This is a genomic window from Cupriavidus sp. NPDC089707, assembly GCF_044748965.1.
GTDB lineage: Bacteria > Pseudomonadota > Gammaproteobacteria > Burkholderiales > Burkholderiaceae > Cupriavidus.
Map to the genome: position 1 here is coordinate 177,387 of NZ_JBIVHB010000009.1, position 22,249 is coordinate 199,635.

Genomic DNA, 22,249 nt, shown 5'->3' on the forward strand with positions numbered 1-22,249 from the left:
GCGTTCCCGGATTACTGCTTCTCCGACTTGCTGGCGTAGCGCTTCTGCCATTCGTTCAGCACGCGCTCGCGGTTCCTGGCGATGTAGCTGAAATCGTTCTTGACCAGCATCTGCTCATAGTTGGCGGGGATGGTCTCGACCTTCCGGGCCACGCCGGGGTAGGTCACGATGGCCCAGTCCTTGGCGAACAGCTGCGCGGCTTCCTTGCTCGCCAGCCAGTCCATGTAGCGCTGCGCGGCCTCCTGCTTCTTCGTCCCCTTGACGATGCCGGCGGCCTCGATGTCATAGCCCAGGCCCTCCTTGGGGAAAATCATCTCGATCGGTGCGCCCGAGGCCAGCGTCTTGTGTGCGCGCAGCTCGAACGAGATGCCGATCGGGAACTCGCCCGAGCCTGCCTGCTTGCACGGCTTGGAGCCGCTGTGCGTGTACTGGGCGATGTTCTCGTGCAGCGCGTCCATGTACTTCCAGCCCTCCTGCTCGCCGAACAGCTGCAGCCAGGCGGTCACGTCGAGGAAGCCGGTGCCGGAAGAGGCCGGGTTGGGCATCACGATGGCGCCCTTGTAGACCGGCTTGGCCAGGTCCTTCCAGCTCTCGGGGCGGGGCAGGTTGCGCTTCTTGGCTTCGACCGTGTTGAAGCAGACGGTGGCGCCCCAGACATCCAGCCCTACCCATGACGGCGGCGTTGTCTTGTCGCTGTAGTCGCGCGTCAGTTTCTCGAAGCCCTTGGGGGTGTAGGGCGCCAGCATGCCTTCCTGCTTGAGCAGCTCCAGGCTCGATGCGGCCAGGCCAGCGATTACGTCAGCCTGTGGGTTGGCCTTTTCGGCAAGCGCCTTGGCGGTGATAACGCCGGTGGAATCGCGCACGTACTTCAACTCGATGTCTGGCGCGACCTTGGCGAAGCCTTCGGCGTATGGCTTCAGCGTTTCGATCTCCCACGCGGTGTAGACCGTCAGGGTGGTTTTCTGGGCCAGCGCGGTGCTGGCGGCGCCCAGTGCAAGCAGGGCGGCGGCGGTGTGCAGGGTGGATGTGATGGACAGTTTCATGGGGCCTCCTTTTCCGGCATTGTAGGTGGAGATATGTGTCAATTTGGTGAATATGTTGCAACGTGTGGCGATGCGTTGCGCAACCTTGGATCACCTTGAAACCCTTGTTCTACAACACTTGCAAGACATGTGCCTGAGTTTTCATGGCCCTTGCGTCACCCCTGTCAGCGCCGCCGATGTCTTGATTGTTGACAATATACAAACCGCTTGCTTTAATCGCAATAAGGATTTTCGATATTGCTGAATCCGTCACAAACGGGAGTTTTCATGTCACGCCAAGCACCGCTGGCGAGCGAAATCACCATCCTGCAGAGCCAATCCCTGACCACGCTGGTTCAGCGCGAACTGGAACTGCGGATCATGTCCGGCGAGCTGCCGCCGGGCGCCAAGCTCAACGAGATCGAAGTCGCGGGCCAGCTCAACGTCTCGCGGGGGCCGGTACGCGAAGCGTTCCGCGCGCTGGAGCAGGCCGGCCTGCTGCGCACCGAAAAGAATCGCGGCGTGTTCGTGCGGGCCATCTCGGTGCAGGAAGCCGACGAGATCTATGCACTGCGCGCCGTGCTCGATGAATTCGTCGGCCGCCAACTGGCGGCCCGCATCACGGCGGAGGGGTTGCGCGAGTTGCGCGTACTGGTCGAGGCGCTGGGCGCCGCCAGCGCCGCCCGCGACCTGGACGAATACACGCGCCTGAACTTCGCCTTCCACGACCGCATGGTCGAGCTGGCCGGCAACGGCAAGCTGCTCGACACCTACCGTCGCCTGGTCAAGGAGCTGACGCTGTTCCGGCGCGAGGCGCTGTCCGGCAGCAACGCGGCCATGCCCGATTCCACCCGCGAGCACCGCGCCATCGTCTCGGCCATTGCCGCGCGCGACGGCGAACTGGCTGCGCGGCTGATGCGCGAGCATGTCGAGCGCGGTCGTGCGCGCATGCATGCCGCAGTCGATCCCGGCAACGCCGGCGTGGCTGCCTGACATCGACGCCTCCCCGCCACTGACCACACCCATCGATTCCCGAACAACGCACACACTGGACCGCCACCATGCCCGATACCAACGATCCCGCCCGCACGATTACCGTCAATCAGCGCAGCTACCGCTGGATGCAGCAGCCCGTCGTGGTGGTCTGTGTCGACGGCTGCGAGTTCGACTACCTGGAAGCCGCCGCCGCCAGCGGCCGCGCGCCTTATCTCAAGCGGCTGCTCGCCAGCGGCTCGACTTTCCGGGGCGCGTGCGTGGTACCCACCTTCACCAACCCGAACAACCTTTCCATCGTCACCGGCGCGCCGCCGGCCGTGCATGGCATCTGCGGCAACTATTTCTTCGACCGCAGTGCCAATGAGGGCCGCGGCGAGGAAGTGATGATGAACGACCCCAAGTACCTGCGCGCGGGCACCATCCTTGCCGCGTTCGCCGACGCCGGCGCCAGCGTCGCGGTCGTGACGGCCAAGGACAAGCTGCGCCGCCTGCTCGGCCATGGCATGCGCGGCATCTGCTTCTCGTCCGAGAAGGCCGACCAGGCCACGGTGGCAGAGAACGGCATTGACGGCGTGCTGGAACTGGTCGGCATGCCGGTGCCCGATGTCTACAGCGCGGAGCTGTCCGAGTTTGTCTTTGCCGCCGGCGTGCGGCTGATGGAAACGCGCCGCCCCGACCTGATGTACCTGTCCACCACCGACTACATCCAGCACAAGTTCGCGCCCGGCTCGGACGGCGCCAACGCCTTCTACGCGATGATGGACAAGTACCTGGCGCGCCTGGACGAACTCGGCTGCGTGGTGGCGCTGACCGCCGACCACGGCATGAACGCCAAGCACGACGATGCCACCAAGGCGCCCAACGTGATCTACCTGCAGGACCATCTGGATGCATGGCTTGGCCGCGGCGTGGAAGCGGGCGGCGCACGCGTGATCCTGCCGATCACCGATCCCTACGTGGTCCACCACGGCGCGCTTGGCTCGTACGCCACCGTCTACCTGCCGGAAGACGCTGACCGCGAAGCGCTCAAGGCACGGCTGTCCGACCTGCCGGGTGTGGAAAGCGTGCTGGACAACGCCGAAGCCTGCGCGCGCTTCGAGCTGCCGTCCGATCGCGTGGGCGACCTGGTGGTGACCGGCGACAAGCATGTGGTACTGGGCACCAGCCGTAGCCGCCATGACCTGTCGGGGCTCGATGCGCCGCTGCGCTCGCACGGCGGCGTCTCGGAGCAGACCGTGCCGCTGGTGTTCAACCGCCCGACCGCCGGCATCCCGGGCAAGCCCGTGATGCGCAATTTCGACATCTTCGACGTGGCGCTCAATCACCTGCACTGAGACCTGCACCGAGACCCTGCACTGAGACCCTGCACTGTGGCCCGCAGCGGGCCGCTGCACCCGTACTGACCGGAGGAATCCCATGAACGCCCCCCAATTTCCTGCAGGCACCGTCAGCCCGCACTTCCGCGCCGAGGCGCTGCGCGTCGATGGCCAGAAGATCGTGCGCGAGCGCGTGATTGAGGTGCGCAACCCGTATGACGGCACGCTGGTGGGCACCGTGCCCAAGGCCACGCTCGACGACGTGCGCCGCGCCTTCGACGTGGCGCAGGCGTACCGTTCCACGCTGACGCGCTACGAGCGCGCCGCCATCCTGAACCGCGCCGCCGCGCTGCTGCGCGAGCGCACCGAGGAAGCGTCGGACCTGATCACGCTGGAGTCCGGGCTGTCCAAGAAGGACTCGCTGTACGAGATCGGCCGCGTGGCCGACGTGCTTGGCTTCGCTGCCACCGAGGCGTTGCGCGACGACGGCCAGCTGTTCTCCTGCGACCTGACCCCGCACGGCAAGAAGCGCCGCGTGATGACGCAGCGCGAGCCGCTGCTCGGCGTGATCTGCGCCATCACGCCGTTCAACCACCCGATGAACCAGGTGGCGCACAAGGTGGCGCCGTCGATCGCCACCAACAACCGCATGGTGCTCAAGCCATCGGAAAAGGTGCCGCTGTCGGCGTACTACCTTGCCGACCTGCTGTACGAGGCCGGCCTGCCGCCGCAGATGCTGCAGGTCGTCACGGGCGACCCGCGCGAGATCGCCGACGAGCTGATCACCCATCCCTCCGTCGACCTCGTCACCTTCACCGGCGGCGTGGCGATCGGCAAGTACATCGCCAGCAAGGCCGGCTACAAGCGCGTGGTGCTGGAGCTGGGTGGCAACGATCCGCTGATCGTGCTGGCCGATGCCGATCTCGATCGCGCCTCCGACCTCGCGGTTCAGGGCTCGTACAAGAACTCGGGCCAGCGCTGCACCGCGGTCAAGCGCATGCTGGTGCACCAGGCGGTGGCGGCGCGCTTCACCGAACTGGTGGTGGAAAAGACCCGCGCGTGGAAGTACGGCGACCCGATGGACCGTGGCGTCGACATGGGCACGGTGATCGACGAAGAGGCCGCCATGCTGTTCGAGGCGCGCGTCAACGAGGCGGTGGCACAGGGCGCACGGCTGCTGGTCGGCAACCAGCGCAATGGCGCCAGCTACGCGCCTACGGTGCTCGACCGCGTCGATCCCGCGATGACGGTGGTGCGCGAGGAGACCTTCGGACCGGTATCGCCCATCATCACGTTCCGCGATGTCGAGGATGCGATCCGGATTTCCAACGGCACGGCGTTTGGTTTGTCGTCGGGTGTCTGTACCAACGATGTCGAGGCGTTCACGAAGATCGCCAACTCGCTGCATGTCGGCACGGTGAACCTGTGGGAGGTGCCGGGCTACCGCATCGAGCTGACGCCGTTCGGCGGCATCAAGGATTCGGGCCTGGGGTACAAGGAAGGCGTGCAGGAGGCGGCCAAGAGCTTTACCAACCTGAAGACGGTGACGTTGCCGTGGGCGTGAGGTCAGTCGTGCTTTGAAACTGCCGCCGGTTTGCTCCCCTCTCCCGCGCGCGGGAGAGGGGCCGGGGGAGAGGGCAGGCCTGCGGCAAGCACGGTGGCGCATCACTTCGTCGGCGCTCCGGCCCTCTCCCCAACCCTCTCCCGCAAGCGGGAGAGGGAGCACACAGTCGGTCATTGGAAGGGCTATTGCAGTCTGCGCCAGGTCGCCTGGGGCGACCCCGCTGCGATAGAATCATCGCCCATCCCCCGACGCTCCCGGAGTCCCCGTGCTCGCCGAACAGCGGCAGAAATATATCCTCGACCAGCTCTCCGCCACCGGCGCGCTGGCCATCAGCGAACTGGTGACCGAGCTCGACGTCTCGCGCGAGACCATCCGGCGCGACCTGAACACGCTTGCCGGCCGCGGCCTGCTGGTGCTGACCCACGGCGGCGCGCTGGCCTCCGACCGCACCGAACCCGACACCCAGACCCGCGCCGCCGTCAATGCCGAGGGCAAGCGCGCCATCGGCATGCGCGCCGCGGAACTGGTGCGCGATGGTGCATCGCTGATCCTGGACTACGGCACCACCACCCACGCGGTGGCGCAGGCCCTGCACAGCCACCACAACCTGCTGGTCTACACCAACGACCTCGCCATCGCCCAACTGCTGGGCCGGCGCAACGGCAACCGCGTGATCGTGCTCGGCGGCGAGCTGCAGGACAACGAAGACGCGACCCACGGCTGGGACACCATCGAGCAGCTGTCGCGCTACCACACCGACTTTGCCTTTATCGGCATCGGCGGCGTCACCCCGCGCGGCGAGATCTGCGACTTTTCGCGCGCAGCGGCCGAGTTGCGCAGCCGCATGCTGATGGCCGCCGACACCGCCTGCGTGGTGGCGGACCACACCAAGTTCGGCCGCAACACCGGCGTAACCATCAAGCATTTCGACCTGGCCGCCTGGCTGATCACGGACATGGCGCCTGACCCGGAACTGGGCGCGGCACTGAAGGAACGCGGCGCCAAGCTGCTGATTGCCTAGCTGGGTCCGCATGTCGGATTTGCGGCGCATTTGTGCGCTGATCGCACAAAAGGCCCCGCTGTTCGCACCAAAATGTAGCCTTCGCGTGGCAGTCACAGGTGTTTTGACTGCCACATGCCCCATGCTGGTGCTACAGTTTCGGGTTGCCAGACAGGCGCGGCATCCCGCGTTTGTCTGGACAACCGGAGGCCACCCACCTTCCCCTCGGCGCAACGCCAAGCGGCTTCAACGACCGGCCCAGCCGGCAAGGCCGTCAGATCCAGACACAGCACCAGCACAGCAGAGACATCGTGAACGCTCCTTCCCTCGACGCATTCCTGGCGGGGGTCGCCCGCCGCGACCCCAATCAACCTGAATTCCTCCAGGCCGTGAAGGAAGTGATGATGACGCTCTGGCCGTTCGTCGAGCGCAACCCGCGCTACGCCGACCAGGCCCTGCTCGAACGGCTGGTCGAGCCCGAGCGCGTGATCCAGTTCCGCGTGGCCTGGACCGATGACCGCAACCAGGTGCAGGTCAACCGCGCGTTCCGCGTGCAGCACAGCTCGGCGATTGGCCCGTACAAGGGCGGTATGCGCTTCCACCCGACCGTGAACCTGTCGGTGCTGAAGTTCCTGGGTTTCGAGCAGACCTTCAAGAACGCGCTGACCACGCTGCCCATGGGCGGCGGCAAGGGCGGCTCTGACTTCGATCCCAAAGGCAAGTCCGACGGCGAAGTGATGCGCTTCTGCCAGGCGCTGGTGACCGAGCTGTACCGCCACCTCGGCCCCGACACCGATATCCCGGCCGGCGACATCGGCGTGGGTGCGCGTGAAGTCGGCTTCATGGCCGGCATGATGAAGAAGCTGTCGAACCAGTCCGCCTGCGTCTTTACCGGCAAGGGCCTGGCCTACGGCGGCAGCCTGATGCGCCCGGAAGCCACCGGCTACGGCACCGTCTACTTCGCCCAGGAAATGCTGCACCGTCGCGGCCGCGCATTCGACGGCCTGCGCGTGCTGATCTCCGGCTCGGGCAACGTGGCGCAATACGCTGCCGAGAAGGCGATCGAGCTGGGCGCCAAGGTGCTGACCCTGTCGGACTCCGGCGGCGTGCTGCACTACCCGCAAGGCATGACCACCGAGCAGCTGGCTGAAGTCATGGGCTTCAAGAACGACGAGCGCGGCCGCCTGGTCGACTTTGCCGCGCGCCACGACATGAGTTTCGAGGCCGGCCGCACCCCGTGGCATGTGCCCGCCGACGTGGCGCTGCCGTGCGCAACGCAGAACGAACTGGACGGCAACGATGCGGAAACCCTGCTCGGCAACGGCGTGATCTGCGTGGCTGAAGGCGCCAACATGCCGTCGACGCTGGAAGCCGTCGACCGCTTCGTCGACGCGAAAATCCTCTACGCGCCAGGCAAGGCCAGCAACGCCGGCGGCGTGGCGACCTCCGGCCTGGAGATGTCGCAGAACGCGATGCGCCTGTCGTGGCACCACGCCGAGGTTGACGAGAAGCTGCACGCGATCATGAAGGACATCCACCAGAACTGCATCCACCACGGGCAGAAGGCGGGTGGGTATATCAACTATGTGGAAGGCGCGAATATTGCCGGCTTCGTCAAGGTGGCGGATGCCATGTTGGCGCAAGGGGTGATCTGACGCGGGGTGGGAACTGATCGATCGGATCGGAGCGGCAAGTCGTTACGCAGCCGAATCTCCTGCCGTCGGGCCTGCGGGAACGTGCGAGGTGATGCCGCTACGCGGTCCCACAGCCTGGTACGCCTCCAACGCCGCCTGCTTGGACGGATAGAACAGGATCCCGGTGCTGTCCGGCGCGATGCCGCGCTGGTTCAGCCATGCGGTCAGCTGCGCCATACGGCCGGCGATCACTAGCTGCGATCCGCGGTCCGCGAGTTGTGCCCGCAGGTCGCGCATCATGGTGGCTCCGGTCAGGTCAACGTGCGCGATCGAGATGGCATCGATCACCACCCAGCGCGCTTCGTGCAACGCCGCCAGCGCGAGCACGCGCTGGCGCACGAAATCCGCGTTGAAGTACGTCAGCGGTGATTCGATGCGATAGATCAGCAGCCCCGGCACTGCCTTGGCCTCGGGGTAGTGGGCCAGCTCGTAGAAGCCATCGTGTCCGCTCCACCGGCCAAGCTGCTGCTCGCCAGGCCGCGCCATCTGCGCCAGGAAGCGCAGCAAGGCAATGGCCACCGCCAGCAGGATGCCCGACATCACGCCCAGCAGCACCACGCCCGCCACCGTTACCAGCGCAATGCCGTGTTCGCTGCGGCTGTAGCGGCGCAGCGCCATCAGGCCGCCGAAGTCGAACAGGCTGAATGCCGAAGCGATCAGGATTGCGCCGAGCGCCGCTGCGGGCAGTGCGGCCAGCAGGTCAGTGAGAAACAGCAGCACCAGCAGCACGGTCAGGGCGCCGATCACCGACACCATGCGCGTGCGCCCCCCGGCGGCCTCGTTGATGGCGGTGCGCGAACTCGAACCGCTGACCGCAAAACCCTGGCTGAGGGCGCTGGCGATGCTGGCCGCGCCGATGCCAATGAATTCCTGGCTGGCATCGACACTGTAGCCGTTGCGCGCGGCGAAGCTGCGGCTGGTCAGCAGGCCACTGCTGAGCGACACCAGCGCCAGCGCGGCAGCAGCCGGGACCAGCGTGCCGAACAGCTCGTGCGGCATCGAGGGCGCGATCAGCGGCGGCAGGCCGGCGGGCACCGGGCCGACCACTTGCACCCCTAGCCCCTGCAATCCCAGCATCCACGTGACAAAGGTCGCTACCGCGAGCGCGAACAATGCACCCGGCGCGCGCGGCTGCCAGGCCCGGGCGCCGAAGTACAGCGCCAGCGTCAGCGCGGCCAGCGCGGCGGTGGGCCAGTGAATGCTGCCGAGCTGCCGCAGCAGCGACTCCGCCTGGCCGATCACATCGCGGCCTGCGAGCGCCAGTCCGGTGACCTTGCCGAGCTGGCTGAAGGCGATATTGATGGCCACGCCGTTGAGCAGGCCGGCCAGGATCGGCACCGACAGGAAATCGGCAAGGAACCCGAGCCTGAACTTGCCGGCGAGCACGCAGAACACGCCGGTCAGCAAGGTCAGCGAAACCGACAGCGCCCGGTAGGCCTCGCTGTCTTGCAGCGCCAGAGGCGACAGCGTCGCCGCGATCATGGCGCAGGTGGCGGCGTCGGGCCCGACGATCATCTGGCGGGACGAGCCGAACAGCGCATAAGCCAGCATCGGCAATACCACGCTGTACAGGCCCACCACCGGGCTGAAGCCGGCAAGCTGGGCATAGGCCACGCTGATCGGCAGGCTGACAGCGGCCACCGAGATGCCGGCCTGCAGGTCCACGCCGAAATCGGCCCGGCGGTAGTGCAGCAGCTCGGCGGCGCCGGGCATCAGGCGCGCCAGCGTGGCGCGCAGCAGGTTTCGCGAACGCGCCGGCAAGCCGTTCGATACCACGGCCGATCGCTAGCTCTTTTTCCCCGGCTGCGGGAACAGTTCGCCGGCCTCCTTGACGTTCTGCTCGGCGCGCTTGCCGATCACGGCCAGCGCCTCGGCCTGCGCCTTCTGCGCGGTTTCGGCCAGCTCGCGCATGTTCTCGAATGCCTGGTGCAGGGCCCGCTGCACCAGCTCGCCATGTTTGGCCATGGCCTCGGCCGGATTGCTCGCGGTGCCGTACTGCTGCGCCGCGGCCTGCAGTTGCTGCATGGTCTGCATAAAGATTTCCTGCTGCTTCTGCATTACCGCCTGCATGCCCTCGTAGGCCAGCTTGTTGGCCTCGGTCAGGGCCTCGATATCCTTGCGGCGCGCCTCGATCACGGCGTTCATGTCGAGGCCCGGCACGCGGAACTGTTCCATCAGCGTGGTGAAATCGGCAAAAGGATTGGGAGGCGTGGCCATGCTGAATCTCCAGGTGGGGAAAGCGTGAGCAACAAAGGCGCGAGCCGGCTGGACGGCCCCTGCGCCGGGAACCACTCCACTATAGCCCGTATCCGCACAGTTCTCGCCGTCAATCGAGGAAGACCCTAAAGTTTCGGCCCCTCCATGCCGATGCCATCCATAGCCCGCACTTGCGCCGGCCCATCGGGCCCGCCCGCGGACGACAAGAGCGGAGAAGCGGCGCCCACCGAGCGCCGGCACTTCGCCGTAACCAGTCCTAATCAGGTAGAAGATATGAAGAATCTGGGAATCGGGGTTCGCCTCGGCATTGGTTTTGGGGTGGTATTGCTGCTGTCGGCGCTCATGACGGCATTCGGCATGATGCGCCTGCAGCAGGTGGCAGAGCGCACCGATGCGATGATGCAGCAGCCGCTTACCAAGGAACGGCTGGTCAGCGACTGGTACCGGCTCATGCATACCAGCGTGCGCCGCACCACCGCGGTGGCGCGCAGCGCCGATCCGTCGCTGGGGCAGTTCTTTGCCGCCGAGACCAAGGCGTCGATCGAAGGCATCGCGCAACTGCGTGACAAGCTGCAGCCAATGCTCACCTCCGAGCAGGAAAAGGCCGCGTTCCAGAAAATCCTGAGTGTGCGCGACCCGTACAACAACGGCCGCGACAAGATCACCAGGCTCAAGCAGGAAGGCCTGACCGAAGAAGCCAACCAGGTGCTGGAGAAAGAGTTCGTCCCCGCCGGCGACGCCTACCTGGCCGAGATCCAGAAGCTGCTCGACATCCAGCGCGCCAGCATCGACGCCACCGCGCGCGAAATCAACGGCATCTACGTGAATGCGCGCAACAGCCTGATCGGGCTGGGCGTGGTGGTGCTGGGCATCGGCATTGCCTTCTCGGTCTGGCTGACCAGCGGCATCACGCGCCCGCTGCATCGCGCCGTGGCGGTGGCCCGCACCGTGGCTTCCGGCGACCTCACCAGCCGCATCGAAGTCGGCAGTCGTGACGAGACTGGTCAGTTGCTGCAGGCATTGGCCGACATGAACGCCAATATCCTGCGCATCGTGCGCCAGGTGCGCGCGGGTACCGAGTCGATCGTATCGGGCACCAGCCAGATCGCGGCCGGCAACACCGACCTGTCGCAGCGTACCGAGGAGCAGGCCTCGTCGCTGCAGCAGACCGCGGCCAGCATGGAAGAACTGACCAGCATCGTGCGCCAGAACGCTGACAATGCGCGCCAGGCCAGCACGCTGGCGGTCAATGCTTCGGATATCGCCGAGAAGGGCGGCGAAGTCGCGGGCAAGGTGGCCGAGACCATGGAAGAGATCAACGGCGCGTCGAAGAAGGTGGTCGACATCATCGCCGTGATCGAAGGCATTGCCTTCCAGACCAATATCCTGGCGCTGAACGCGGCGGTGGAAGCGGCGCGCGCCGGCGAGCAGGGCCGGGGCTTTGCCGTGGTGGCGGGCGAAGTGCGCAGCCTGGCGCAGCGCAGCGCGACCGCGGCCAAGGAGATCAAGGCGCTGATCGGGGATTCGGTGGATCGCGTCGAGAAGGGCTCCATGCTGGTGACGCAGTCGGGCCAGACCATGGAAGAGATCGTCGCGGCGGTCAAGCGCGTGACCGACATCATGGGCGAGATCAGCGCTGCGTCGGTCGAGCAGAGTTCGGGGATCGAGCAGGTGAACCAGGCGGTGACGCAGATGGATACGGTGACGCAGCAGAACGCGGCGCTGGTGGAAGAGGCGGCCGCGGCGGCGGGTTCGCTGGAGGAGCAGGCGCAGCGGTTGAAGGAGGCGGTGGCGACGTTCAGGCTGGCGGCTTGATCGCGAGCCGCTGGATTTCTCCCCTCTCCCGCAAGCGGGAGAGGGGAGTTCACCAACCTGAGCGGAAGCTACCGCCCTGGTTTTCTCCCCTCTCCCCCCGGGAGAGGGGCGGGGGAGAGGGCAGCGTTTCCACGAAGTGATGCGGTGTCATGCTTGCGAAGGAGGTGGTGGCGACGTTCAGGCTGGCGGCCTGACGGCGAGCCGCTGGTTTTCTCCCCTCTCCCTCAGGGAGAGGGGCAGGGGAGAGGGCAGCGTTTCCACGAAGTGACGCGGCGTCGTGCTTGCCACGCGCCGGCCCTCTCCCCCAACCCCTCTCCCGCATGCGGGAGAGGGGAGAACGCCCTCAGTGCGTCAGCGTTCGGACGGCCTTACCGCGCCTTCAAAAACTCCCCCACCTCCAGCAACACCAGCTCATTGTCATCCGCGCGATTCGGTTCGCGGCTGCTGCTGAATGGCAGGTTGTTGTCGTTGCCGACCACGATATGCGTGGCGTCGACCACCTCGACATTCTCGATGGTAAAGAACGGGAACGCCAGCACACCATCGGTCAGAGGCTTGCGCGCCAGCTTGCCCGGGTCGGCAATACGGAGCAGGTCGACATAGCCGATTTTGCGCACCGGCCCGCCGGCATTGGCGTCGGTCATTTCGACCTTGTAGACCCGCTTGAACTTCGCCACATCATCGAAGCAGTCCGGCCGCTTCTGCCCGGCCGGGCAGGCCTTGTCCGGCGTGCCCTCGCCGTTGTCGCGTTCGATGATCAGGCCGTTGCTGGCGTCGATCATGTTGAAGTCGCCGATGGCGTGGCTCGGGCCTTCCAGCACGTACTTCCAGTGGCGACCGGTCCAGGCCTGCTGCTTCACGTCGAATTCCAGCACGCGCAGGTAGGGTTTGCCGCCTTCGCTCTGGAGGCCTCGTTCCACAGCGCGCCTTCCAGCAATGCATACAGCTTGCTGCCATCGGGCGACGCGGCCATGCCCTCGAAGCCCTTCGAACGCTTTACCTGGAACTTGATGCCAGCGTCCGGCGCGCCGGGGGTGGTCACCGCCGGATGGTCGGGCGAGCGCACCACCTTGCCGTCGACCATGGCTTCGAACACCGCCAGCACCTTGCCGTTCATGTCGGCCTTGATCAGGAACGGACCGAACTCGTCGCCGATCCAGATGGCGCCACCCGCGAACTGGAAGCTCTCTGTATCGAAGTCCGAACCCGTCAGGTAGCGCTGCTTCGTGCCCTCATGAACGATGCGGAACGGCACCTTCTTGTCCGGATCGTGCAGGAAGATCGTCTTCAGCCGCCGGAACTGGCCGGTGCCGAAATCCACCTTGTACTGGTTCAGGTACAGCATGAAGTCAGGCGAGTTGGCCTTGGCGCCCGCGCCGTTGTCGGTCAGCAGCCAGAAGCTGCCGTCGGCCATGCGCTTGATGCCGGAATGCCCCTGCGCCGGCTGGCCGCGGAACGGCAGCGAGACGCCGGTCGGCCGGCCGTTGGACTTGCCTTCGATCGTGCCCGGCGCCTCGGTGCGCTGCGCGGTGGTGAACTTGCCGCTGACCTGCAAGTCTGCCGGAGCATCCTTGGGCGCGGCCAGCAGGGTTTGCGCGGGCAGCACCGCATGGCCGGCGAGCGTGGCGGGGAAGGCTTCGGGCGCATCGGCCCACGCCGGCAGGGCGCCCAGCAGCGCGGCGGCCACGGCAAGCCGGGCCAGCGGCAGGGCAGGCAAAGGTCGGGACATGATCGGTTCCTTGGCGTTGAAAGGACAAAAGCGGACATTGTCGGGGCCAAGTTTGACAACTCTGTGATACGTCGGGCGCACTTCGAGGATTGGCGGCCCGAAGACACTTTGTCCCGAAATGTAAATTTGAGTGCCTGAGCGGCACCGTTCGGGTGCAACGGACGAAACCGGGCGCCACAGGCCGGGCGCGGGCCCGATTTTCTGCCCGATTGCCGCGCAAAAAACGGTGGTTTTCAGACTCCTGAAAGCAAACTGAGGCAAAATTCTATCTTTCGCCTAGTTTGTTGCCCTGCTGTGACCCGGCAGGCAGATATCCCACCCACCGATAGAGGATCTGAGAGAAGCAATGAGTAACCAGCAACCCACCATCATCTACACGCTGACCGACGAAGCTCCGCTGCTGGCGACCAGTGCGTTCCTCCCGATCATCCAGACCTTCACCAAGCCGGCCGGCATCAACGTCACCACCAGCGACATCTCGGTGGCGGGCCGTATCCTGGGCGAGTTCCCCGAATTCCTGACCGAAGCACAGCGCGTGCCGGACAACCTGGCCGAACTGGGCAAGCTGACGCAGCTGCCGGAAACCAACATCATCAAGCTGCCCAACATCAGCGCCTCGGTGCACCAGCTGGTCAGCGCCATCCGCGAGCTGCAGGGCAAGGGCTACAAGGTGCCGGACTATCCGGAAGACCCGAAGACCGACGAAGAGAAGGCCATCCAGAAGCGCTATTCCAAGTGCCTGGGCTCGGCCGTGAACCCGGTCCTGCGCGAAGGCAACTCCGACCGCCGCGCCCCGGCCGCGGTCAAGAACTACGCGCGCAAGCACCCGCACAGCATGGGCGAGTGGAGCATGGCCTCGCGCACGCACGTGGCCCACATGAAGCACGGCGACTTCTACCATGGCGAGAAATCGCTGACGCTGGACCGCGCGCGCGACGTCAAGATGGAGCTGATCACCAAGAGCGGCAAGACCATCGTGCTCAAGCCCAAGGTCGCGCTGCAGGACGGCGAGATCATCGACAGCATGTTCATGAGCAAGAAGGCCCTGTGCGCCTTCTATGAAGAGCAGTTCGAAGATGCCCGCGCCACCGGCGTGATGCTGTCGCTGCACGTCAAGGCGACCATGATGAAGGTGTCGCACCCGATCGTGTTCGGCCACGCCGTCAAGATCTTCTACAAGGAAGCCTTCGCCAAGCACGGCGCGCTGTTCGACGAACTGGGCGTGAACGTCAACAACGGCCTGGTCAACCTGTACGAGAAGATCGAGTCGCTGCCGAGCTCCAAGCGCGAAGAGATCATCCGCGACCTGCACGCCTGCCACGAGCATCGCCCGGAACTGGCGATGGTGGATTCGGCCAAGGGCATCTCGAACCTGCACGCACCGAACGACGTGATCGTCGATGCGTCGATGCCGGCCATGATCCGCATCGGCGGCAAGATGTGGGGCGCTGACGGCCGTCCGAAGGACACCAAGGCCGTGATCCCGGAAAGCACCTTTGCCCGGATCTATCAAGAGATCATCAACTTCTGCAAGACCAACGGCAACTTCGACCCGACCACCATGGGCACGGTGCCGAACGTCGGCCTGATGGCACAGAAGGCCGAGGAATACGGCTCGCACGACAAGACCTTCGAGATCTCCGAAGACGGCGTTGCCAACATCGTCGACCTGGCCACCGGTGAAGTGCTGCTGACGCAGAATGTCGAGCAGGGCGACATCTGGCGCATGTGCCAGGTCAAGGACGCACCGATCCGCGACTGGGTCAAGCTGGCCGTCACGCGCGCGCGCAACTCGGGCATGCCGGCCGTGTTCTGGCTGGACCCGTACCGTCCGCACGAGGCCGAGCTGATCAAGAAGGTCGAGGCCTACCTGAAGGACTACGACACCAACGGCCTGGACATCCAGATCATGTCGCAGGTGCGCGCCATGCGCTACACGCTGGAACGCGTGATCCGCGGCCTGGACACCATCTCGGTGACCGGCAACATCCTGCGCGATTACCTGACCGACCTGTTCCCGATCATGGAACTGGGCACCAGCGCCAAGATGCTGTCGATCGTTCCGCTGATGGCCGGCGGCGGCATGTATGAAACCGGCGCCGGCGGCTCGGCACCGAAGCACGTCAAGCAGCTGGTGGAAGAAAACCACCTGCGCTGGGATTCGCTGGGCGAGTTCCTGGCGCTGGCGGTGTCGCTGGAAGACGTCGGCATCAAGACCGGCAATGCCCGCGCCAAGATCCTGGCCAAGACGCTGGATGCCGCCACTGGCAAGCTGCTCGACAACAACAAGAGCCCGTCGCCCAAGACCGGCCAGCTGGACAACCGCGGCAGCCAGTTCTACCTGGCGATGTACTGGGCCCAGGAACTGGCCGCCCAGTCGGACGACGCGGAACTGGCCGCCAAGTTCGCGCCGCTGGCCAAGACGCTGACCGACAACGAGCAGAACATCGTGGCCGAGCTGGCTGCGGTGCAAGGCAAGCCGGTCGACATCGGTGGCTACTACCAGCCGGACACGGCGAAGCTCAGCGCAGCGATGCGCCCGAGCCAGACGCTGAACGCCGCGCTGGCGTCCGTCGCAGCCTGATCGGCGCCGGCCCGCGTGGCGGGCCGGCAGGATCGCAACCCCGGGGACAAGCTCCCCGGGGTTTTTTCTTTTCCGGGCCGGGCTAAGTTTCCCGCTGCACGTCCCAACCTTGTTCCGTGCCGCTTTTCTGGTCCCGGTAGGTCCATAGCGCGCCGCAGTCCTGGCACACAAAGGTACTGATGGTCACCGCGGCTGACCCGGGTGGCTTGATGCGTTGCGTATCGGTAATACGCAGCGCGGCGTGCCCGGGGGCGCCGCGCCGGTGGCGTTCGATGGCCTGGCAGGCAGTGCAGAGTGTCATCCGGTCTTGTCCGTTCGATGCGGCACTTTAGCACGCACGGGCAGTGCGGCCCGCAACAAGCGCGTGCGCCGCTTATTGCCGCAATTTCCTGCTGAACTGCCGAAGTCCGTTGACTAGGAGCAGGGGCACCTGTATAAATGCGGATGCAGGATCTATCAAGCAGCAATCTCGAAGTCCAGGTGCTTGCCCACACGGCGCCACTTTTTCTCCAAGTTACTTCCTTGATCGTCATGCCTTGCCGGCGCTTTTGCCTGGCAAGAAATACCTATTGAGGAATTCAACATGGAAACCGGTACCGTCAAGTGGTTCAACGATTCTAAGGGTTTTGGCTTCATTACCCCTGACGCAGGCGGCAACGACCTGTTCGCGCACTTCTCCGAAATTCAGGGCAGCGGTTTCAAGTCGCTGCAAGAAGGCCAGAAGGTTCGCTACGTCGCCGGTGTTGGCCAGAAGGGCCCGGCCGCGACCAAGATCGAGCCGATCTGAGTCTAGCCGACCCGCATTGCACTGAGCGCTCCGGCGCCAGTTCAGTCAAAAAGCTCCGCCAGCGCGGAGCTTTTTTGTTTTCTGGGGCGGCTTTTCCACCGGCGTGAAATAAAGCCACTGCTGACCCTGCAACAGGCGTAGAGTGAGGGCAACACCACCAAACCGGCGGAGGCTGTCATGGATGTTTATCCAGCTGCGACTTACAAGGGATATGACGTCTATCCCCTGGTGTACAAGCATGCTGTCGCGCGGGTGTGGCCAGAGCCCAGACCCGACCGTTCGTTCGATGCCGCCGTGGTGATCTGCCTGGCCGGCGAATCGCCCGATGGCGCGCAGGCACGCACGTTCCGCCTGGATGCTGCGCCCTGGGACAACGTGGGCGGCGCGCGCCGCGGCGCACTGCGCTATGCGGAAGAGATCATCAACGGCGCCGTGCCGGGCGTGTCGCTGGTCACGGCGCAATAGGAATATTTCTCCCCATCAACGCGGCACGATGCCGCCTGGCGCCGCCGAGCGCGACAGCATCCGTCAGCCAGCAGGGAATTCGTTCATGGACATGCGTTCGGGATCATCCGGTTTTCTTTGCACGTTGCCCGGCGAGGGCAAGGGCATCACCTACCACGTCGCAGTCTGCTTCATCGATGCGGAGCGGCCCACCGGCGTGCTCTTCACCAGCTTTGTCGGCGCCGGGCGGCGCGCCTTTGCCGTGCTGGCCGAAGCAGATGCATTGCAGGGCAAGCTTGCCGCCAGCGGCGAAGCGCTGTGCCGGCTGGCCATCGGCCAGGTGGTGCGCGACCATCTGCATGACAAGACGCGAGAGGGCGACTATGTGCTGGACCTCGGCGCCGTGCCATGGGACGGCGAACTGAGGCCGGTCGGCAGCGGCGTCCGGACGGGACGGCCGCATGTGCGCGTGGTGGGCTGAGGCGGCGCTCGGAGGCGCTCAGGCCGTTCGTGCCGGCACGCGGCAGGACTTCAGTCAGATCTTGAACACCGGGGCGCCGTGGCGCTCCAGCAGTGCTTCGATCAGTGCCATATCGGTGATTTCGGGGGTACGGTCTTCAACCGCGCGCGACGGGCCGCAATAAGTGGCCGTGACGTGGCGCCTCACTGTCAGTACGCCGGCCGCCGGCGGCTCGATCTGTACCTCCTGCCACGGGGTATGCCGGTACGTGCCTGCCTGCCAGCCGTCCGGCGTCAGGTGCAGCAATTCCCATTCTTCGATGATCGACATGGTCGGTTCTCCTTGCGGTGAGGTTGATCATTGCGGGACGGCATGCGCCGCTGCGGCGCGTGCCGTGGCGAAGCATGCCGACTACGACTTGTGTCGATAGTTGATACGGCCCTTGGTCAGGTCGTATGGCGACATTTCCAGCGTGACGCGGTCGCCCGCCAACACGCGGATGCGGTTTTTCTTCAGGCGGCCGGACGAATAGGCCCAGACTTCGAACCCGTTTTCCAGGATCACTCGGAAACGGTTGTCCGGCAGGACTTCCGATACCTTGCCGCCAAATTCCACCAGTTCTTCTTTAGCCAAGGAGGCTCCTTGCGTGAGCGGCGCCGGCAAGGCGCACGCTGTTGTGACGGCCCTGCGGCCGGGGGTTAGGCGTTACTGCAGGCGCAGCCGCGCCGCGGCGCGCTCGCCCGCGCGGCGGGCTGACTGGCGCGCGCGGGCTTCCGAGCGATGCGTGTCGTGGCGCATGGCCACGTTGGCGACGATGCGCTCGGCCCCGTTGCGGTATTCGGCGATCATGTAGGTCGCGAACCAGAGGCCCGGTTCCTGCTGGATCGGGTAGACCGAAACGGTGTACGGGTTGTGGATGCGGCTGTTGTCCTGGCGTTGATGGTGGTTGTGGTTGCTTTGCTTCAATGTGTGCCTGTTCATGAGGCGCGGCCGCGGGCGGCGCGGTGCATCGGTGCGATGCAGGCGGCGCAGGGTGGCGACCGTTCGCCGTTGCTGTAGGCCAGCGTCGGGGCTCGCGCACGGCGCAAGCGGGGAGTCTGGCGGGAAGTGGACCATGCCTGCGCAAGCCGGCGCGCTACAAGGGGCGCAGTGGTTGCGGAGCGGACGTGCCGCCGGTCGGGTAGGGTGATGGGCGATGCCGCCCAGGGAATGCCGGGATCAAGCCCGGACCGCCGCCGATATGCTTCTTGTGGGATTGTCTTGCGGCGGGCGCACTGGCCTCGGGCGTTGCCCGATCCATGCGTAGGAACCCGGATGATACCACTTCTGCGCCGGTCCTGCCCGCATGCCGGGCAGAGCACCCCGTGGAAGCCGCTCCGACGCTCAGGTTTCGCTGATCTGCGCGAAGCGCTGCGACAGGAAGTCGATCAGCTCCCGCACTGACGGAAGCAATCCCCGCCGCGACGGAAACACCGCGTGGATCACGCCGCCCTTGATCGACCAGCCGGGCAGCACCCTGACCAGGCGGCCGCTGCGCAGTTCGTCGCCGAGCATCATCACCGGCAGTTGCACCAGCCCGGCGCCGGCCACCGCGGCGGTGCGCAGCATGATCATGTCGTCGGTGACCAGCCGGGGCTTGTGGTGCAGTTCGGCACTGGCGCCGTCGGGGCCGTGCAGCGCCCACACATGCGTGGGACGCGGCGGGCCCAGGTCCAGCGTCGGCAGCGGGTTCAGGTCGGGCGGCGTCAACAGCGGCGGCCGGCCCTCCAGCAGCCTGGGGCTGGCCACGATGCACCACGCACGCTCGGCCAGCACGCGCATCACCAGGTCACTGTCTTCCAGCGGTGGCACGCGCACGCGGATGGCCAGGTCCACGCCTTCGGCGACCACGTCCACGCGGCGGTTGGTGGCCTCCAGGTGCACCGTGACCTTCGGGTTGGCGGCCATGAAATCCGCAAGCATTTCGCCCACGCGGGCATGCAGCAACGCCACCGGGCAAGTCATGCGCACCAGGCCGCTGGGTTCGGCGCGCGTGCGCTCGATCGCGCTCTCGGCTGCCTCCGCTTCGACCAGCATCGCCTTGCAGTGCGCGTAGTAGGTCTGGCCGAGTTCGGTCACGGAAAAGCGGCGCGTCGAGCGCTGGATCAGGCGCACGCCCAGCCGCTCCTCCAGCACGGCCACGCGCCGGCTCAGCTTGGACTTGGGGATGCCGAGCACGCGCCCCGCTGGCGCAAAGCCCTGGTGGTCGACTACCTGCGCGAAGTAGTACAGGTCATTGAGGTCTGGATGCAACGGCGGCTCCTGTCGTCCTGCCAATAGGACGCTGAGGGCAGATTTTCGAGCCTACCGGGGCCATCTGCCAAGACCTATGCTTTTGCCACACAGTTGGGGTCCGCGGCGCTGGCGCCACGGCTAAGGGCTTTTCAACCCTGGGAACGGCCGTGAGCAATCCTCCGGCCGTGCCCGTTTTCACAGGAGCACGCCATGAGCAAGACCTACAAGCGCCTGGACAAGAACCAGGCAGCCGTCCTGATGGTCGACCACCAGGCTGGCCTGCTGTCGCTGGTCCGGGATATCGAGCCCGACAAGTTCAAGAACAACGTGCTGGCATTGGCGGACCTGGCCAAGTATTTCAAACTGCCGACCATCCTGACCACCAGCTTCGAAGACGGCCCCAACGGTCCGCTGGTGCCTGAGCTGAAGCAGATGTTTCCCGACGCGCCGTTCATCCCGCGGCCGGGCCAGATCAATGCCTGGGACAACGAAGACTTTGTTGCGGCGGTGCGCGCCACCGGCAAGAAGCAGTTGCTGATCGCGGGCGTGGTCACCGAAGTCTGCGTGGCATTCCCGGCGCTGTCGGCGATCGAAGAAGGCTTCGAGGTCTTTGTCGTGACCGATGCTTCCGGCACCTTCAACGAAATCACCCGCGATTCCGCGTGGCGCCGCATGTCAGAGGCCGGTGCGCAACTGATGACGTGGTTCGGCGTGGCATGCGAGCTGCACCGCGACTGGCGCAACGATATCGAAGGGCTGGGGACGCTGTTCTCGAACCATATCCCGGATTACCGCAACCTGATTACGGCATATACGACGGTGAAGGGCGGGAAATAATCCGCAATGCACGCCGGGCGTGCCGACGGCTTGCTTCCCTCGGTTTGCGCCCCTCTCCCGTTTGCGGGAGAGGGGCAGGGAGAGAGGGCAAGGCGTGGTTATGCCGGCGAGCGAAAGCAAACTCAAGCCTGCTTGACCGCAGCCCCCACAGCCGCCCGCTCAACCTCGCCCTGCGCCGAGGCCGACCGGCGGTGGTTGATCAGCGACACCGCCAGCACCGCGACCACCGCGGGGATCGCCATGGCCATGAAGTTCTGCTGCAGCGGCAGCGACATCCCCACCAGCACGCCGATCACGATCGGCGCCAGGATCGCGCCGCTGCGGCCCACGCCCGAGGCCCAGCCGATGCCGGTGCCGCGCACCGCCATCGGGTAGAACTGGCCAGCGTAGGCATAGGTGACGATCTGCGTGCCGATGGTCGAGGCGCCGGCCAGCCCCACCACCACGAACAGCGCGGCGGTCGGCATCGGGTAGCCCAGCAGCGTGATCGAGATCGCGGCCAGCGTGTACATGCCGATCAGCACATGCTTGATCGGCAGGCGGTCAGCCAGCCAGCCGCCGCCGACGGCGCCGATCATCGCGCCGAAGTTCAGCACCAGCACGAAGGTCAGCGCGGAGCCCAGGCTGTAGCCGGCGGCGGCCATCAGCTTGGTCAGCCACGAGCTGAGCGCATACACCATAAACAGGCACATGAAGAACGCGACCCAGAACATGGCGGTGCTGAAGCCGCGGCCGTCCTGGAACAGGCGGCGGATCGGCGCGCTTCCGGCTTTGTCGTCGGCGGGCAGCATGAAAAGGTCGCCGGCCTGCGGGCGGTGCGACGGCACCAGCCGCGATACCACGGCCTGCAGCGTGGCGGTCTGATTGGTGCGAATGAGATAGGGCATCGATTCCGGCAGCGCGCGCAGCACCAGCGGGATCAGCAGCACCGGCAACCCGGCGGCCAGGAACACCGACTGCCACCCGTAGCTCTCGATCAGGCCCTTGCCCAGCAGCGCCGCCAGCATGCCGCCGACCGAATAGCCGCTGAACATCAACGTCACCAGCGTGCCGCGCAGCTTGCGCGGCGAGTACTCGGTCATCTGTGCCACCACGTTGGGCATTACGCCGCCGATGCCCAGCCCTGCCAGGAAGCGCGTGACGCTGAACGTGACCGGATCGCTGGTAAAACCAGCCGCCGCCGTGAACACGCTAAACAGCCCGATGCAGATGGCGATGGCGCGCCGGCGGCCGATGCGGTCGGCCACGGTGCCAAGGAAGATCGCGCCGAACATCATGCCGAACAGCGCCGAACTGACCATGAAGCCCGCGCTGGTGGCGGTCACGCCCATCTCCTTCATGATCGACGGCAGCGCGATGCCAGCGACGGCCAGATCGTAGCCGTCGAAGATGATGATCAGGGCGCACCAGAACAGGATCTGCGCATGGAAGCGGTTGAAGCGGGCCTCGTCGGCCAGCTGGTGGACATCGATCTGACGCATGGTTGTCTCCGGTAGGGTGGGATGGCGCG

Annotated in this window: 20 protein-coding genes and 1 pseudogene; 11 read left to right on the forward strand and 10 right to left on the reverse strand. The window is 65.7% G+C overall.

Features of this window, described 5'->3' with window-relative positions:
- Positions 1 to 11 precede the first annotated feature (11 nt).
- Complete coding sequence (locus ACIP1U_RS16980) at positions 12 to 1,043, reverse strand: putative 2-aminoethylphosphonate ABC transporter substrate-binding protein (protein WP_400316881.1); 1,032 nt, start codon at positions 1,041 to 1,043, stop codon at positions 12 to 14.
- Between the two features lie 267 nt (positions 1,044 to 1,310).
- On the opposite strand from ACIP1U_RS16980, the gene ACIP1U_RS16985 reads away from it, so the two are divergent.
- From ACIP1U_RS16985 to gdhA, 5 genes are all read left to right on the forward strand, one after another.
- Positions 1,311 to 2,015 (forward strand): phosphonate utilization associated transcriptional regulator, encoded by a 705-nt coding sequence (locus tag ACIP1U_RS16985; RefSeq protein ID WP_400316882.1) that lies wholly within the window; start codon positions 1,311 to 1,313, stop codon positions 2,013 to 2,015.
- A gap of 68 nt (positions 2,016 to 2,083) precedes the next feature.
- Positions 2,084 to 3,352, forward strand: a complete 1,269-nt coding sequence (gene phnA, locus ACIP1U_RS16990; protein ID WP_400316884.1) for a phosphonoacetate hydrolase — start codon at positions 2,084 to 2,086, stop codon at positions 3,350 to 3,352.
- Positions 3,353 to 3,434: 82 nt separating this feature from the next.
- Positions 3,435 to 4,898: a phosphonoacetaldehyde dehydrogenase gene (phnY, locus tag ACIP1U_RS16995; RefSeq protein WP_400316886.1), complete on the forward strand. Its 1,464-nt coding sequence runs from the start codon at positions 3,435 to 3,437 to the stop codon at positions 4,896 to 4,898.
- A gap of 265 nt (positions 4,899 to 5,163) precedes the next feature.
- Positions 5,164 to 5,919, forward strand: coding sequence for a DeoR/GlpR family DNA-binding transcription regulator (locus ACIP1U_RS17000; RefSeq protein ID WP_400316888.1), 756 nt, complete (start codon positions 5,164 to 5,166; stop codon positions 5,917 to 5,919).
- Positions 5,920 to 6,209: 290 nt separating this feature from the next.
- Positions 6,210 to 7,553, forward strand: a complete 1,344-nt coding sequence (gdhA, locus tag ACIP1U_RS17005) for an NADP-specific glutamate dehydrogenase (protein WP_400316890.1) — start codon at positions 6,210 to 6,212, stop codon at positions 7,551 to 7,553.
- A gap of 42 nt (positions 7,554 to 7,595) precedes the next feature.
- Here gdhA and ACIP1U_RS17010 read toward each other — a convergent pair whose 3' ends face one another.
- Together ACIP1U_RS17010 and ACIP1U_RS17015 are read right to left on the reverse strand one after the other, a co-directional pair.
- Positions 7,596 to 9,353 (reverse strand): SulP family inorganic anion transporter, encoded by a 1,758-nt coding sequence (locus ACIP1U_RS17010; RefSeq protein WP_400316892.1) that lies wholly within the window; start codon positions 9,351 to 9,353, stop codon positions 7,596 to 7,598.
- 24 nt (positions 9,354 to 9,377) lie between these two features.
- Positions 9,378 to 9,809, reverse strand: coding sequence for a phasin family protein (locus tag ACIP1U_RS17015; RefSeq protein WP_400316894.1), 432 nt, complete (start codon positions 9,807 to 9,809; stop codon positions 9,378 to 9,380).
- A gap of 273 nt (positions 9,810 to 10,082) precedes the next feature.
- Between ACIP1U_RS17015 and ACIP1U_RS17020 the strand changes: the two genes are divergently transcribed.
- A complete protein-coding gene (locus tag ACIP1U_RS17020) occupies positions 10,083 to 11,624 on the forward strand; it encodes a methyl-accepting chemotaxis protein (protein WP_400316896.1) in 1,542 nt (513 codons plus the stop codon).
- Between the two features lie 368 nt (positions 11,625 to 11,992).
- Here the strand turns inward: ACIP1U_RS17020 and ACIP1U_RS17025 are convergent.
- A pseudogene (locus tag ACIP1U_RS17025) lies at positions 11,993 to 13,353 on the reverse strand (esterase-like activity of phytase family protein).
- A 346-nt stretch (positions 13,354 to 13,699) separates the two neighbouring features.
- On the opposite strand from ACIP1U_RS17025, the gene ACIP1U_RS17030 reads away from it, so the two are divergent.
- Positions 13,700 to 15,937: an NADP-dependent isocitrate dehydrogenase gene (locus tag ACIP1U_RS17030; protein WP_400316898.1), complete on the forward strand. Its 2,238-nt coding sequence runs from the start codon at positions 13,700 to 13,702 to the stop codon at positions 15,935 to 15,937.
- A gap of 82 nt (positions 15,938 to 16,019) precedes the next feature.
- On the opposite strand, the gene ACIP1U_RS17035 is transcribed toward ACIP1U_RS17030, so the two are convergent.
- Positions 16,020 to 16,238, reverse strand: a complete 219-nt coding sequence (locus tag ACIP1U_RS17035; RefSeq protein WP_400316900.1) for a hypothetical protein — start codon at positions 16,236 to 16,238, stop codon at positions 16,020 to 16,022.
- A gap of 282 nt (positions 16,239 to 16,520) precedes the next feature.
- On the opposite strand from ACIP1U_RS17035, the gene ACIP1U_RS17040 reads away from it, so the two are divergent.
- From ACIP1U_RS17040 to ACIP1U_RS17050, 3 genes are all read left to right on the forward strand, one after another.
- Positions 16,521 to 16,724, forward strand: coding sequence for a cold-shock protein (locus tag ACIP1U_RS17040; protein ID WP_020202065.1), 204 nt, complete (start codon positions 16,521 to 16,523; stop codon positions 16,722 to 16,724).
- 177 nt (positions 16,725 to 16,901) lie between these two features.
- The gene (locus ACIP1U_RS17045) at positions 16,902 to 17,189 is read left to right on the forward strand and encodes a hypothetical protein (protein WP_400316902.1); all 288 of its coding nucleotides are present in this window, start codon (positions 16,902 to 16,904) and stop codon (positions 17,187 to 17,189) included.
- A gap of 85 nt (positions 17,190 to 17,274) precedes the next feature.
- Positions 17,275 to 17,649, forward strand: a complete 375-nt coding sequence (locus ACIP1U_RS17050) for a hypothetical protein (RefSeq protein ID WP_400316904.1) — start codon at positions 17,275 to 17,277, stop codon at positions 17,647 to 17,649.
- 54 nt (positions 17,650 to 17,703) lie between these two features.
- Here the strand turns inward: ACIP1U_RS17050 and ACIP1U_RS17055 are convergent, their stop codons facing one another.
- The 4 genes from ACIP1U_RS17055 to ACIP1U_RS17070 all read right to left on the reverse strand — a co-directional run bounded on the left by ACIP1U_RS17055 (position 17,704) and on the right by ACIP1U_RS17070 (position 19,920).
- On the reverse strand, positions 17,704 to 17,958 hold the full coding sequence (locus tag ACIP1U_RS17055) for a translation initiation factor 1 (RefSeq protein ID WP_342916990.1): 255 nt from the start codon (positions 17,956 to 17,958) through the stop codon (positions 17,704 to 17,706).
- A gap of 81 nt (positions 17,959 to 18,039) precedes the next feature.
- Positions 18,040 to 18,261, reverse strand: a complete 222-nt coding sequence (infA, locus tag ACIP1U_RS17060) for a translation initiation factor IF-1 (protein ID WP_008646230.1) — start codon at positions 18,259 to 18,261, stop codon at positions 18,040 to 18,042.
- 72 nt (positions 18,262 to 18,333) lie between these two features.
- Positions 18,334 to 18,594, reverse strand: a complete 261-nt coding sequence (locus ACIP1U_RS17065) for an isochorismatase (protein ID WP_400316908.1) — start codon at positions 18,592 to 18,594, stop codon at positions 18,334 to 18,336.
- A gap of 417 nt (positions 18,595 to 19,011) precedes the next feature.
- Positions 19,012 to 19,920, reverse strand: a complete 909-nt coding sequence (locus tag ACIP1U_RS17070) for a LysR family transcriptional regulator (RefSeq protein WP_400316910.1) — start codon at positions 19,918 to 19,920, stop codon at positions 19,012 to 19,014.
- Between the two features lie 192 nt (positions 19,921 to 20,112).
- Between ACIP1U_RS17070 and ycaC the strand changes: the two genes are divergently transcribed.
- Entirely contained in the window at positions 20,113 to 20,739 is a 627-nt protein-coding gene (gene ycaC / locus ACIP1U_RS17075) for an isochorismate family cysteine hydrolase YcaC (RefSeq protein ID WP_400316912.1), read from the forward strand.
- A gap of 122 nt (positions 20,740 to 20,861) precedes the next feature.
- On the opposite strand, the gene ACIP1U_RS17080 is transcribed toward ycaC, so the two are convergent.
- Complete coding sequence (locus ACIP1U_RS17080; protein WP_400316913.1) at positions 20,862 to 22,220, reverse strand: MFS transporter; 1,359 nt, start codon at positions 22,218 to 22,220, stop codon at positions 20,862 to 20,864.
- Positions 22,221 to 22,249 lie beyond the last annotated feature (29 nt).

Excerpts from the sequence above, each read along its gene's own strand:
- ACIP1U_RS17020 (WP_400316896.1), top strand. The coding sequence starts at position 10,083 with ATGAAGAATCTGGGAATCGGGGTTCGCCTCGGCATTGGTTTTGGGGTG.
- ACIP1U_RS17030 (WP_400316898.1), top strand. The coding sequence starts at position 13,700 with ATGAGTAACCAGCAACCCACCATCATCTACACGCTGACCGACGAAGCT.
- ACIP1U_RS16980 (WP_400316881.1), bottom strand. The coding sequence starts at position 1,043 with ATGAAACTGTCCATCACATCCACCCTGCACACCGCCGCCGCCCTGCTT.
- ACIP1U_RS17080 (WP_400316913.1), bottom strand. The coding sequence starts at position 22,220 with ATGCGTCAGATCGATGTCCACCAGCTGGCCGACGAGGCCCGCTTCAAC.
- ycaC (WP_400316912.1), top strand. The coding sequence starts at position 20,113 with ATGAGCAAGACCTACAAGCGCCTGGACAAGAACCAGGCAGCCGTCCTG.
- ACIP1U_RS17040 (WP_020202065.1), top strand. The coding sequence starts at position 16,521 with ATGGAAACCGGTACCGTCAAGTGGTTCAACGATTCTAAGGGTTTTGGC.
- ACIP1U_RS16985 (WP_400316882.1), top strand. The coding sequence starts at position 1,311 with ATGTCACGCCAAGCACCGCTGGCGAGCGAAATCACCATCCTGCAGAGC.
- ACIP1U_RS17015 (WP_400316894.1), bottom strand. The coding sequence starts at position 9,809 with ATGGCCACGCCTCCCAATCCTTTTGCCGATTTCACCACGCTGATGGAA.
- ACIP1U_RS17055 (WP_342916990.1), bottom strand. The coding sequence starts at position 17,958 with ATGTCGATCATCGAAGAATGGGAATTGCTGCACCTGACGCCGGACGGC.
- phnA (WP_400316884.1), top strand. The coding sequence starts at position 2,084 with ATGCCCGATACCAACGATCCCGCCCGCACGATTACCGTCAATCAGCGC.
- ACIP1U_RS17050 (WP_400316904.1), top strand. The coding sequence starts at position 17,275 with ATGGACATGCGTTCGGGATCATCCGGTTTTCTTTGCACGTTGCCCGGC.
- ACIP1U_RS17035 (WP_400316900.1), bottom strand. The coding sequence starts at position 16,238 with ATGACACTCTGCACTGCCTGCCAGGCCATCGAACGCCACCGGCGCGGC.
- ACIP1U_RS17045 (WP_400316902.1), top strand. The coding sequence starts at position 16,902 with ATGGATGTTTATCCAGCTGCGACTTACAAGGGATATGACGTCTATCCC.
- phnY (WP_400316886.1), top strand. The coding sequence starts at position 3,435 with ATGAACGCCCCCCAATTTCCTGCAGGCACCGTCAGCCCGCACTTCCGC.